Annotated in this window: 11 protein-coding genes and 1 riboswitch; of the genes, 8 read left to right on the top strand and 3 right to left on the bottom strand. The window is 46.9% G+C overall.

Going from position 1 to position 12,178, the window contains the following annotated elements; translation table 11 throughout:
• From D8Y20_RS12930 to D8Y20_RS12920, 3 genes are all read right to left on the bottom strand, one after another.
• The coding region (locus D8Y20_RS12930) for a TSCPD domain-containing protein (RefSeq protein ID WP_121544134.1) at positions 1 to 616 on the bottom strand (616 nt) is incomplete at its 3' end.
• Between the two features lie 66 nt (positions 617 to 682).
• Entirely contained in the window at positions 683 to 874 is a 192-nt protein-coding gene (locus D8Y20_RS12925; protein WP_121544133.1) for a hypothetical protein, read from the bottom strand.
• Between the two features lie 88 nt (positions 875 to 962).
• Positions 963 to 3,134 carry an adenosylcobalamin-dependent ribonucleoside-diphosphate reductase gene (locus tag D8Y20_RS12920; protein ID WP_121544132.1) on the bottom strand — a complete coding sequence of 724 codons (2,172 nt, stop codon included), beginning with the start codon at positions 3,132 to 3,134 and terminating at the stop codon, positions 963 to 965.
• 229 nt (positions 3,135 to 3,363) lie between these two features.
• Here D8Y20_RS12920 and D8Y20_RS12915 point away from each other — a divergent pair, with 229 nt between their 5' ends.
• From D8Y20_RS12915 to D8Y20_RS12880, 8 genes are all read left to right on the top strand, one after another.
• Entirely contained in the window at positions 3,364 to 4,194 is an 831-nt protein-coding gene (locus D8Y20_RS12915; RefSeq protein ID WP_121544131.1) for a class I SAM-dependent methyltransferase, read from the top strand.
• Positions 4,191 to 4,865 (top strand): SCP2 domain-containing protein, encoded by a 675-nt coding sequence (locus D8Y20_RS12910; RefSeq protein ID WP_121544130.1) that lies wholly within the window; start codon positions 4,191 to 4,193, stop codon positions 4,863 to 4,865. Before D8Y20_RS12915 ends, D8Y20_RS12910 begins: the two co-directional genes overlap by 4 nt.
• Before the next feature lie 33 nt (positions 4,866 to 4,898).
• Positions 4,899 to 6,500, top strand: coding sequence for a 2-polyprenylphenol 6-hydroxylase (gene ubiB, locus D8Y20_RS12905; RefSeq protein WP_121544129.1), 1,602 nt, complete (start codon positions 4,899 to 4,901; stop codon positions 6,498 to 6,500).
• Positions 6,501 to 6,605: 105 nt separating this feature from the next.
• Positions 6,606 to 7,775, top strand: coding sequence for a methionine adenosyltransferase (gene metK / locus D8Y20_RS12900; RefSeq protein WP_121544128.1), 1,170 nt, complete (start codon positions 6,606 to 6,608; stop codon positions 7,773 to 7,775).
• A 67-nt stretch (positions 7,776 to 7,842) separates the two neighbouring features.
• Positions 7,843 to 7,918, top strand: a riboswitch (S-adenosyl-L-homocysteine riboswitch).
• A gap of 48 nt (positions 7,919 to 7,966) precedes the next feature.
• Positions 7,967 to 9,373 (top strand): adenosylhomocysteinase, encoded by a 1,407-nt coding sequence (gene ahcY, locus D8Y20_RS12895; RefSeq protein ID WP_121544127.1) that lies wholly within the window; start codon positions 7,967 to 7,969, stop codon positions 9,371 to 9,373.
• 26 nt (positions 9,374 to 9,399) lie between these two features.
• Positions 9,400 to 9,675, top strand: a complete 276-nt coding sequence (locus D8Y20_RS12890) for a hypothetical protein (RefSeq protein WP_236075446.1) — start codon at positions 9,400 to 9,402, stop codon at positions 9,673 to 9,675.
• A 70-nt stretch (positions 9,676 to 9,745) separates the two neighbouring features.
• On the top strand, positions 9,746 to 10,762 hold the full coding sequence (locus tag D8Y20_RS12885; RefSeq protein WP_121544125.1) for an NAD-dependent epimerase: 1,017 nt from the start codon (positions 9,746 to 9,748) through the stop codon (positions 10,760 to 10,762).
• Positions 10,763 to 11,719: an acetyltransferase gene (locus tag D8Y20_RS12880; protein WP_121544124.1), complete on the top strand. Its 957-nt coding sequence runs from the start codon at positions 10,763 to 10,765 to the stop codon at positions 11,717 to 11,719.
• The last annotated feature ends 459 nt before the right edge of the window (positions 11,720 to 12,178 follow it).

The following is a 12,178-nucleotide window of genomic DNA, read 5'->3' as shown; positions in this document are numbered from 1 at the left end:
ATTCGAGACAACAATTACAATTATCGAGTCTTACAACAGCCATAGCGCCGCATTTGTCGCACTGGTTGCCTTTGGCGATGCCTTCTGCACCAAGTTTCACTTCTGCTTCTTTGCGCTTGGCTTGCAGTTCGTCGTTGTTGAGTTGACCTTCCATCATGCCGATAGAGACCAAGTGCTGCTGAATCACTTCACCGATTTCAGCAACGATAGATGGCATATATTTGCCACCGCGTTTGTAATAACCGCCACGTGGATCAAATACCGCTTTGAGCTCTTCAACCAGGAAGGTGATATCACCACCTTTGCGGAAGATGGCGGATGTAATGCGGGTCAGTGCCACAATCCACATGAAGTGTTCCATGTTCTTGGAGTTGATGAATATTTCAAATGGGCGCTGGTGCGCTGATCCATCCGGGTCGGTAACGATGACATCGTTGATAGTGATATACATAGCATGATCGGAGTGCGGCGTTTTAATCTTGTAGGTGCTGCCTTCAAGAATGTCATCGCGTTCCAGTAGTGGTGCAATCTGATGGATCGTTGCCTTTTCCTGGTTGTCGTCATTTTCTTTTTTTACTTCATAAGCAGTGATTTTTTTATCAATAGCTATATTCATCATTTATCTCCATACGTGGCGAATGCATTACCGCTGGTTCTTTTTTGTGCAGCGCTCTGCGTGTTATCAGGTGTTGTCCTTATTTTTAGTGGCATCATCGTCCATAACCGGGCTGATAATGGTCGTTAAATCCACATTACTTTTGATTGTTGCAGTGTTTTCATGGTTGGTGATAAACATGCCACTCTCGTGATCTGAAGAGATGATTCTAAATGCACTTTCCGACGGTTTCTCTTCTGTGGCTGGTTTACGCTTCATATAAAACATCCTGTCTAATATTTTTTATGACTTTCACTTGCAGTTAAAGGGTAAGGGCATGGATGCCCGTACCCCATGTTAAATCATTTTAAAATTTACCGTAATAACCTTCTTTCAGAGCATCAAAGAGATTGGCGGCACTGTGCATTTCACCATCATATTCAATTTCATCGTTACCTTTGGCTTCAACGATGGAGCCGTCTTCCAGTGTGAATTTATAGGTGGTATTGGCCAGATCTTCTTCTTTCACCAGTACGCCCTGGAATGCTTCCGGATTGAATCGGAATGTGGTGCAACCTTTCAGGCCCTGTTTGTAGGCATAGAGGTAAATATCCTTGAAATCTTCGTAGGGATAATCAGTCGGTACATTGGCTGTTTTGGAGATGGATGAATCGACCCAACGCTGTGCTGCAGCCTGAATATCAACATGCTGTTTCGGTGTGACTTCATCCGCACTGATGAAATACTCAGGCAGTTTAGAGCCTTCTTCCTGCGAGGATGGCATGGCATCGGCATTGATCAGGGTGCGATAAGCAAGTAGTTCGAAAGAGAATACATCGACTTTCTCTTTCGATTTTTTGCCTTCACGAATGATGTTGCGGGCGTAATGGTGGGCGAAACTGGGTTCAATGCCGTTGGATGCGTTATTGGCCAGACTCAATGAGATGGTGCCGGTTGGTGCAATTGATGAGTGGTGCGTAAAACGGCAGCCCTTTTCAATCAACGCTTCGATCATCGCACGGTCTTCATCATTGCCGGTAGCAAGGAACTTCTGCATATAGTTTGAATATTTGCCCCATAGCACTTTACCGGGCAATTGATCGCCAAGCTTGATGCCATCGGCTGCCATGGCTGGGCATTTGGTCATCATTTCAGGCGTTACTTCAAATTGCTGATCCATGATTGGAGCAGCTCCTTTCTCTTCAGCCAGTTCCAGACCTGCCTGGAAACCGGTGCGTGCCATTTCATAGGCGATCTGTTCGGTGAATGCGAGTGATTTTTCTGATCCGTATGGGGTGCGTAACATGGTCAGGGTAGAGCCCAGCCCAAGAAAGCCCATGCCGTGGCGGCGTTTGGAGAGAATCTCTTCGCGCTGTTTTTCCAGTGGCAGGCCGTTAATGTCCACAACATTATCCAGCATGCGGGTGAATACAGAGATGACTTCCCGGTAGCTATCCCAATCGAAATACGCATCTTCTGTAAAGGGTTCGCGTACAAATTTGGTTAGGTTGATGCTGCCCAGCAGGCAGGCACCATATGGTGGTAGAGGCTGTTCACCGCACGGGTTGGTGGCGCGGACATCTTCACAAAACCAGTTGTTGTTCAGTTCGTTTACTTCATCAATAAGGATGAAGCCCGGTTCAGCATAATCATAGGTGGAAGCCATAATAACATCCCACAGGCGATTGGCTTTCAGTGTTTTATATACCTTGCAAGCTACGAAGCCACGATCATCTTTCACAGCGCCTTTCGGTGGGTTGGCTACATATTTAAATACAATGCGTGTTTCAGGATCATCAAGTTCAGCCTGGCTGGCAGGGAAGACAAGATCCCAGTCGGCATCGTTGGTTACCGCTTCCATAAAGTCACGTGTAATCAGGCAGGATAGGTTGAATTGACGCAGACGACCATCTTCGCGTTTGGCACGAATGAAATCCATGATGTCCGGATGAGAAATATCAAATGTCCCCATCTGAGCGCCGCGACGACCACCAGCAGATGAGACGGTAAAACACATTTTATCGTAAATATCCATGAATGAGAGAGGGCCTGATGTGTAAGCGCCGGCACCGCTCACATAAGCACCTTTAGGTCGCAGCGTAGAGAATTCATAGCCGATGCCGCAGCCAGCTTTAAGCGTAAGGCCTGCCTCATGAACCATCGAAAGAATGCCGTCCATGGAGTCAGGCACAGTACCTGAAACAGTACAGTTGATGGTGGAGGTGGCCGGTTTGTGTTCGTGGGCGCCGGCATTGGACATGATGCGGCCAGCGGGAATGGCGCCGTTGGCGAGAGCCCAGGTGAATCGATTGTGCCAAAATTCGCGATTTTCTTCATTTTCAACGTCAGCCAGGGCGATGGCAACACGCTCATAAGTAGCTTGAATATCAGCGTCAACGGCGTTGTTGTCTTTATCTTTCAAACGATATTTTTTATCCCAAATATCCAATGAAGCTGGTTGAAAAGTAATCTCAGTGGTTTGGTTCTCTTCTATCTTTTCAATAGATGCAATGTTCAAAGCCTGCGAATTAGCGCTCATACAACTCCCCTTGGATAAATCATTTGTCCCTAGTGTTTCATAAATCTTGGTGGTGAGTGTAAGCACTATATGTAGGGTGTCAAGAAAATAGAACACACTAGTTGTAGTATTTTAACACACACAATTTATGCACTGTTTATCCACAGAATGTGCACCGCATGGGGCGCATGCCTGTGGATAAACAGACTTTATTTGGAGAGAAAGCCTCTGCCTGATACGATGCGCATCCATGAATAACCCTAATCATACAAACAATACGGACAGCTCCAGCGATCATGTGAGCAACCCTTCATCTGATCGCACCGCAAATCATTCAGGCGATGCCACACACTTTGGCTACGAAACAGTCAGTGGAAGCGAAAAAGTTAATCGCGTGATGGGCGTGTTTTCATCGGTAGCCAGTCAATACGATGTGATGAATGATCTGATGAGTGCTGGCATGCATCGTTTGTGGAAACGTCGCATGATTGCCACTGCCGCCATTGGCGCTGGCAGTCGAGTGCTGGATGTAGCAGCTGGATCCGGTGATATAGCGATTGGCCTGGCCAATAAAATGGGACCATCCGGTCGCGTGGTATTGACCGATCTGAATGGTCCGATGCTGGCAGAAGGAGCGCGTCGCGTGATTGATGTGGGCTTATTACCCGGTCGTGCGGATTGCATTCAATCCGATGGCACCAAACTCGCCTTTGCCGACAATAGTTTTGATTGCGTGACGATTGCATTTGGTATTCGCAATTTTCTGGATATTGATGCGGGCCTTGCTGAATTTTACCGCATTCTTAAGCCGGGGGGGCAGTTCATGTGTCTGGAGTTTTCGCGCCCCGTGTTGCCCGGGCTTGATGTTATCTATGATGCGTATTCCTTTAATATGATTCCGTTGATTGGTGAGAAGGTGACCGGTGATAGGGACTCTTATCAGTATCTGGTTGAATCGATCCGCCGTTTTCCTGATCAACAGCGTTTTAGTAAAATGATTGCCAAGGCGGGATTTGATCTCATTAAACACGATAATATGTCGGGTGGAATTGTTGCTCTGCATAGAGGTTATAAGATATGAGTGTGATGTTTTTGCCGTTGCGATTGATCCCTGTGCCGGTGCAATGCGTGGTGATGACTACGGTGCTGGGTCTTGTTTTTTCTCGTGATGCATCGTTAAAACCATATCTGCGCGATATGGAGGGCAAGGTGTTTCGTATTCATGTGCGCGATACCGATACTATTATGTTTCTTGGTTTCACACGCGGCAAAGCATGGGTGCATTCAACCTATGATGGCATGGTAGATGTGCGCTTGAATGCCACGACGGCCGGTTTTGCGCGCATGTGTTTTGGCCATGAGGATCCGGATGATCTGGTTTTTCAGCAGGTGCTGAAGCTCTCCGGTGATTCTGATGCTATGCTGCGTTTTAAGAAGCTTTTTGCGGCGGCCGATCTGGATTGGGAGCGTGAGTTGCGCGCTTCGTTCGGTGATTTTTTTGGTTCACGTGTAGCTCGCGCTGCACATGCGTTGGTGGCGGCAGAACAAAAAGTGGCTGATGGGTCACGTCAGGCCGTTAGTAATAGTTTGCGTGAAATGAACATGCCGGATGCAGAGCGGTTGCAGGCTTGGCAGGCTGGAGTGGAGCATCTTTCCCATCAGATTTCACGCTGTAAAGGGCGCGTCACCCGGGTAGAGCATACATTGAAGCATCTGCAGGAGCATGCAGCAGCAGCTCAACAGTCACAGTGATAGTAACAATATGGCCGAGGGTGTGATTGCCACATGAGATTACCATCTAATATACGTCGCAATCTGCGTTTGATGCGTATTGGTCATATATTGGCCACGCATGGCTTGGCGGCATTGGCTGTGCGAATGCGCCTGTTCTACCCCTATGTCTGGCTCGTTCAGCTGTTTCGCGGTGACGAACTGCCGAAAGACCTGGGGGCTCAGATTCGTTTGGTCTTGGAACAGTTGGGGCCAACGTTCATTAAGTTTGGTCAAATGTTGTCCACCCGTGTTGATTTGCTGCCCATGGATGTGGCTCTGGAATTGAAGAAGCTGCAGGATGATGTGCCAGCTGAGCCGTTTGAATCGGTTCAGCGGGTGATTGAAAAAAGTTTCAAGAAACCATTGACCGGTGATGGCGGTCTGTTTGCGGTGTTTGATGAGAAGCCTGTGGCCGCAGCATCCATTGCTCAGGTGCATTTTGCTGAGCTGCATGATGGTCGTCGTGTGGCGGTGAAAATCAGGCGTAATCATATCAGTAAAACCATTGAGTCAGATCTGGCTATTCTGAAATTGTTGGCTGCTTTGTTTGATCGTTATTTTCCTGAATATCATCGTTTGAAAGCACCGCAAGTGATTGATGAGTTTTCCACAACCATTCGTGGTGAATTGAATTTGCGGGCAGAGGCAGCCCATTGCACGCGTTTTGCTGAAAACCTTATTGATGTTGAGGGTGTGCGTGTGCCTGATGTGTTGTGGGATTATACGCAGACTGAAGTGCTTACCACTGAACGTATTTCAGGGCTTCCGATTGATGAGCGAAAGGCGCTGACTGAGGCGGGTCATGATTGTTTGAAGCTGTGTGAGAAAACCGCAGCACTGTTTTTCCATACGGTCTTTGTGGATGGTTATTTCCATGCGGATATGCATCCGGGCAATATTTTCGTGGATGCCGGTGGCGAAATTGTACTGATTGATTTCGGTATTGTCGGCCGTCTTGATATTAAATCCCGACGTTATATTGCTGAAATGTTGATCGCGTTCCTCAAAGAAGATTACAGGCGAGCTGCTGAAGTGCATGTGGAAGCCGGTTATGTGCCGTTGGATACCAATATATCAGCTTTTGAGGATGCTTTGCGTGAAATAGCCGTGCCTATTTTTAATCGTCCGTTGGCAGATATTTCGATTGCTGAATTGCTATTGTCGATGTTTGCGGTGACAGAGCGCTTCAAAATGGAAACACAGCCAGAGCTGTTGCTGTTGCAGAAGACCATGGTGGTGATGGAAGGGGTAGCTAGAGAGCTGGCCAATGATGTGAATATCTGGATGTTGGCGCGTCCGTTGATTTCAGAATGGGCCACGCGTCATATTGGCCCTGTCGGCAAAACAGAAGCGTTGATTGAAGAGGTGCATGGGCAGTTGCGCAGTTGGATGCGCTTGCCGGAAAAAATCGATGCTGTGTTATCACGCATTGAAGAGGGTAGTGTGAATTTAACGGCCGAGCCATCGCGTTTACCTGTAGTGGTTGGTTCTGCGTTGCTGGCTGGCGGGGCCGCCTGGTTGGCATGGTCAACAGCACATGATGCAGCAGTCTTCACGATGTTGGTGGCTTCATCATTCATGGCCCTGGGTTTGGTGCTGACGCTTTCCAGATAGTGGGTAAAGTTGTGAATATATAATCATTGGCTATACTGGCCACCAAATATCTTGTTTTACTTTATAAATACTACTAAAGCTATAGAACAAATAGTGAGGAAATGAATGAGTCAAAATTTTGTTTTTACGTCTGAATCTGTATCTGAAGGACATCCGGATAAGGTGGCTGACCGGATTTCTGACAGCGTGCTGGATGCCATTCTTGCACAGGATCCGAATGCTCGTGTGGCTTGCGAGACGATGATCAATACAGGCATGATTGTGCTAGCGGGCGAAATTACTACATCCGCTGTGATTGATTACCAGCAGATTGCTCGCGATGCAGTAAAAGATATAGGTTATGATTCGTCAGAAATGGGTTTCGATTATAAGAGCTGTGCTGTTCTTGTGGCGATGGATAAGCAGTCTGTTGATATTGCGGCTGGTGTGAATGAAGGTGAAGGTATTGATCTGGACCAGGGCGCTGGTGACCAGGGTTTGATGTTTGGATATGCCAGCAATGAAACCGACGTATTAATGCCAACAGCGATTCATTTGTCACATCAGTTGGTTGCCAAACAAGCGGAAGTGCGTAAATCAGGTGTGCTCTCTTTCTTGCGTCCGGATGCAAAATCACAGGTTTCTGTTCGTTATGAGAATAATATACCTGTTGCGATTGAAGCGGTTGTTCTTTCTACCCAGCATTCTGAAGAGATTTCTCATGCCGACCTTTGCGAAGGTGTTATGAAAGAAGTGATCATGCCTGTATTGGAGCCAACTGGACTGTTGCATGAGGATACTAAATTCCACATTAATCCAACTGGGCGTTTTGTGATTGGTGGACCTGTAGGTGACTGTGGTTTGACCGGGCGTAAAATCATTGTTGATACCTATGGTGGATTTGGTCGTCATGGTGGTGGAGCATTTTCAGGTAAGGATCCATCTAAAGTGGATCGTTCAGCAGCTTATGCGGGCCGTTATGTTGCCAAAAATATTGTGGCATCAGGTCTTGCTGATCGTTGCGAAGTGCAGGTTTCTTATGCGATTGGTGTGGCGCGTCCAACCTCGTTAATGGTGAATACATTTGGCACCGGAAAAATTGATGATATTGAAATCGGTAAGTTGGTAGAAGAGCACTTTGATCTTCGTCCGAAAGCGATTGTGCAGGGGCTCGATCTGTTGCGTCCTATCTATGCCAAGACAGCTGCTTATGGACACTTTGGACGTGAGTTGCCGGAATTTACCTGGGAAAAAACGGATAAGGCGGACACTCTGCGCGCAGCTGCAGATATTTAAATTATTATAAGAGGGAATCATCTCTCGATGAGTGATAAATAAACAGGCTGTCGCCTGATTATTTGCCCAGACTGAGGAGCACTGCAGCAGGTCCGTGATCTGCCAGGCTCAGTCGAAAAACAGTTCAACGGTGCTTATATTTTTATACCCGGATGGTGCAAGCCATTCAGGTCATACATAGGAGTATGAGAATGTCTGAATTTACAGATTACAAAGTAGCGGATATGTCTGCTGAAACGATTGCATTCGGCCGTAAAGAACTGAATATTGCGGAAACTGAAATGCCCGGTTTGATGGTGACCCGCGAAAAATATGCTGCTTCACAGCCGCTGAAAGGTGCGCGTATTGCTGGTTCTCTGCATATGACTATCCAGACTGGTGTGTTGATTGAAACACTGACAGCCCTTGGTGCTGAAGTGCGTTGGGCATCGTGCAATATCTATTCTACACAGGATCACGCTGCTGCAGCGGTTGCTGCTAAAGGTGTTCCTGTTTTCGCACACAAAGGCGAAACACTGGAAGAGTATTGGGAATTTTGCCATAGCATCATGGAATGGCATGACGGCGGTACGCCGAACATGATTCTTGATGATGGTGGTGATGCAACAACGCTGCTCGTTCTGGGTGCTAAGGCTGAACTGGATGCATCTGTACTGGATAACCCAGGCTCCGAAGAAGAAGAGTATCTGTTTGCATCGATCAAAAAACGCCTAGCTACACAGCCTGGTTATTATACTACCCGTCGTGATGCGATTCAGGGTGTAACTGAAGAGACTACTACAGGCGTACATCGTCTGTATCAGATGCATGAGCGTGGCGAACTGCCATTCCCTGCGATCAACGTGAATGACTCAGTCACTAAATCCAAGTTTGATAATCTGTATGGCTGCCGCGAATCTCTGCTTGATGGCATCAAACGCGCTACCGATGTAATGATTGCAGGCAAGATCTGTGTTGTTCTTGGTTACGGCGATGTGGGTAAAGGTTGTGCGCAGGCATTCCGCGGCATGGGCGCAACTGTATGGGTTACTGAAATTGATCCGATTTGTGCTCTACAGGCAGCGATGGAAGGTTATCGTGTAGTAAATATGGATGATGCGTGTAAGCAGGGTAATATCTTTGTAACGACTACTGGTAACTACCACGTCATCACACACGATCATATGGTCGCGATGCCGGATCAGGCTATTGTCTGTAATATCGGGCACTTCGATAATGAGATCGATGTAGCTAGCTTGAAGGGGTATGAGTGGGACAATGTAAAACCACAAGTGGATCAGATTATCTTCCCGAATGGCAACCGCATCACGCTGCTGGCTGAAGGACGTTTGGTAAATCTGGGTTGTGGAACAGGGCACCCGAGTTTTGTGATGTCCAACTCTTTCACCAACCAAACGTTGGCGCAGATTGAGCTGTTCACACAGACTGGTGAATACGTAAATGAAGTATATACACTGCCTAAGAAGCTGGATGAAGAAGTTGCGCGCCTGCATATGGAAAAAGTCGGTGTAAACCTGACGCCGCTATCTCAGGAGCAGGCGGATTATATCGGTGTTCCTCTTGAAGGCCCGTATAAACCAAATCACTACCGTTACTAAGACGTATCATTGAAATGAGAATGGCGATGATGAAAACTTTTTTTCTCATCGCCATTTTTGTTTGTGCATTATCTGCTCTAACCGCACAGGCTGCAGGTGGATTGTCTGTAGATGCCCGCTTTGATTTGACTGGTGATGGTATTGTTGATGCATCTGACTGGGTGAAAATGACAGAAGATGCCAAGCAAGGATATGCCCATGCCTCAATTAAAGCGCTGGGCGAAGATCCTGATGCTTTGCTTGATGCCCGGCAAAGCCGTGCTGATCGATTTCTTATTGGTCTTCGCGCTGTGTATGAATAATTCCTTATACGCATGATTCTGATAATGGCAGTGTTCTCTGGTTGGAAGAGTGTGTGATGAAGGAGTATGCATGAGTAAAGTATTGGTGACCGGTGCCGCTGGTTTTATCGGTTCACACGTTTGTATGCGCCTGCTTGAACGCGGCGATACCGTAGTGGGCTTGGATAATCTCAATGATTATTATGATATTGCCTTGAAAGAGGCGCGTCTGGCTCGATTTTCTAAGCACAAACAATTCCATTTTGTAAAGCTGGATTTATCAGACAGGGCCGGTATGGAAGCGCTCTTTGATACGCATGGATTTGATCAGGTGGTCAATCTTGCAGCTCAGGCCGGTGTGCGTTATTCACTTGAAAACCCGCACGCCTATATAGATAGTAATATTGTCGGTTTTTTAAATGTACTGGAAGGTTGCCGTCATCATCACATTAAACACTTGGTCTATGCCTCATCTTCTTCCGTATATGGAGCCAATGAAGCGCAACCATTCTCGGTGCACGATAATGTTGATCACCCTTTGTCTCTTTATGCCGCTAGTAAAAAATCGAATGAGTTAATGGCGCATAGTTATGCGCATCTCTACGGCCTTCCGACCACAGGGTTACGCTTCTTTACCGTTTATGGCCCATGGGGACGGCCTGATATGGCGCCGTTCCTGTTTACAGATGCGATAGCCAATGGGCGTGCAATCAAAGTGTTTAATCATGGAAAAATGAAAAGAGATTTCACATATATTGATGATATTGTAGAGGGTGTCATTCGCACTCTGGATCACACCGTAGAGGGGAATGCTGACTGGGATGGGGGGCATCCTGATGCGGCCAGTAGTAGGGCGCCCTGGAAGGTATATAATATAGGTAACTCAACACCGGTTAGTTTAATGCGTTTTATTGAAGTGATTGAGAGCGCACTGGGTAAAGAGGCTGAAAAAATATTTATGCCGATGCAGCCGGGAGATGTGCATGAAACCAGCGCTAATGTGGATGCATTAATTGATGCGGTAGGCTTTCAACCGAGCACTCCATTAGAGCAGGGCATGCATGCATTTGTTGACTGGTATCATGATTATTATAATGGGAGGTCATAAATGGCAGTGATCGATGTATTTAATGGAGATGCAGATGGGCTTTGCGCGCTGCACCAACTTCGGTTGGCTGATCCTTGTGAATCACTGCTTGTGACTGGTGTGAAACGGGATATTGCCTTGCTTAACAGGGTTGATGCTAAAGCAGGTGATAAGGTGACGGTGCTGGATGTGTCGTTGGATAAAAATCGTGATGCGCTGAATCGCTTGTTGGAGAAGCATGTAGGTATTCGTTATTTCGATCATCATTTTGCTGGTGAGTTGCCTGTGTCTGAATGTTTCGATGCGCACATTAATACCGATGCGGATGTGTGTACCAGCTTGCTGGTCAATGACTATTTGAATGGGGCGTATCTGGCATGGGCTGTGGTTGCAGCCTTCGGGGATAATCTGTTTGATGCGGCGATAGTTGCTTCGAAGCCACTTAAGCTCTCAGAGCAGCAATTATATCAATTGCAGCATTTGGGCACCTTGTTGAATTATAATGGTTATGGCGTGACCTTGGATGATCTCTATTTCGCCCCCGATGATCTGTATCGAGAAATCAGTGCGTTTGAAGACCCTTTTGCATTCATGGCAAGCTCAAAAGCTTATACAGTGCTGGATCAAGGCTATCACTCCGATATGGAGCAGGTGAAAAGCCTTCCTTTTGAAGTAGAAGAAGAGAAGATCAGCGTGCTGCTATTGCCTGATGAGGCTTGGACAAGACGTGTATCCGGCGTGTTTGCGAATGAATTGGCGCGATCGCACCCTGATAGGGCGCATGCTTTAATAACATCGCTTCCAGATAATGCGTACCGCATCAGTGTGCGGGCTCCTTTAAACAATAAAAGCGGTGCGGATGAATTATGTATGCAGTTTCCAACGGGTGGTGGTCGTAAGGCTGCTGCAGGGGTCAATCATCTGCCCGCAACTATGTTTGGTGCCTTTGTAGATGCATTCAGGGCAAGCTATTCATAACTTGAACTACATATTGATGATCAACCAGTGAAGTGGGTAGCTGTTATTACAGGAGATGATTGCTGTGAGTGCGAAATATTTTACCCAATAATGCGAGTTTGCAGTCTGTAGTTGAATGCATTTTTAATCGAAGATTGGTGCTATGATTGGTATATATGCCAGCACTGAAAATGATCCGATAATATGTGTTGACGAGGGTGAGCGCGCCGCTATTGTTCGCCGCCCTCCGAGAGAAGTTTTACTCTTTCAGAGGGTTTTCTTACAACGTTTTAAAGTGATTTAAGAGGTCGAAAGAAAGCAGTTGACGAACGTAATCTTCACGATAATGTTCGCCGCCCTCGCAACTCAGGCAACTGAATTGCTAGAGGGTAAGTTTCATAATCTCCTGTATATTTGGAGGGTATGAAATTAGAGGTTGACACCTCGATCGGCGGCCTTATAGTTCGCCGCCCGCAGCAA

This window comes from Mariprofundus sp. EBB-1, assembly GCF_003665155.1.
Classification (GTDB): Bacteria; Pseudomonadota; Zetaproteobacteria; order Mariprofundales; family Mariprofundaceae; genus Mariprofundus.
This window is presented reverse-complemented; position numbering and strand designations above follow the sequence as displayed.

Excerpts from the sequence above, each read along its gene's own strand:
- D8Y20_RS12925 (WP_121544133.1), bottom strand. The coding sequence starts at position 874 with ATGAAGCGTAAACCAGCCACAGAAGAGAAACCGTCGGAAAGTGCATTT.
- D8Y20_RS12920 (WP_121544132.1), bottom strand. The coding sequence starts at position 3,134 with ATGAGCGCTAATTCGCAGGCTTTGAACATTGCATCTATTGAAAAGATA.
- D8Y20_RS12915 (WP_121544131.1), top strand. The coding sequence starts at position 3,364 with ATGAATAACCCTAATCATACAAACAATACGGACAGCTCCAGCGATCAT.
- D8Y20_RS12910 (WP_121544130.1), top strand. The coding sequence starts at position 4,191 with ATGAGTGTGATGTTTTTGCCGTTGCGATTGATCCCTGTGCCGGTGCAA.
- ubiB (WP_121544129.1), top strand. The coding sequence starts at position 4,899 with ATGAGATTACCATCTAATATACGTCGCAATCTGCGTTTGATGCGTATT.
- metK (WP_121544128.1), top strand. The coding sequence starts at position 6,606 with ATGAGTCAAAATTTTGTTTTTACGTCTGAATCTGTATCTGAAGGACAT.
- ahcY (WP_121544127.1), top strand. The coding sequence starts at position 7,967 with ATGTCTGAATTTACAGATTACAAAGTAGCGGATATGTCTGCTGAAACG.
- D8Y20_RS12890 (WP_236075446.1), top strand. The coding sequence starts at position 9,400 with ATGATGAAAACTTTTTTTCTCATCGCCATTTTTGTTTGTGCATTATCT.
- D8Y20_RS12885 (WP_121544125.1), top strand. The coding sequence starts at position 9,746 with ATGAGTAAAGTATTGGTGACCGGTGCCGCTGGTTTTATCGGTTCACAC.
- D8Y20_RS12880 (WP_121544124.1), top strand. The coding sequence starts at position 10,763 with ATGGCAGTGATCGATGTATTTAATGGAGATGCAGATGGGCTTTGCGCG.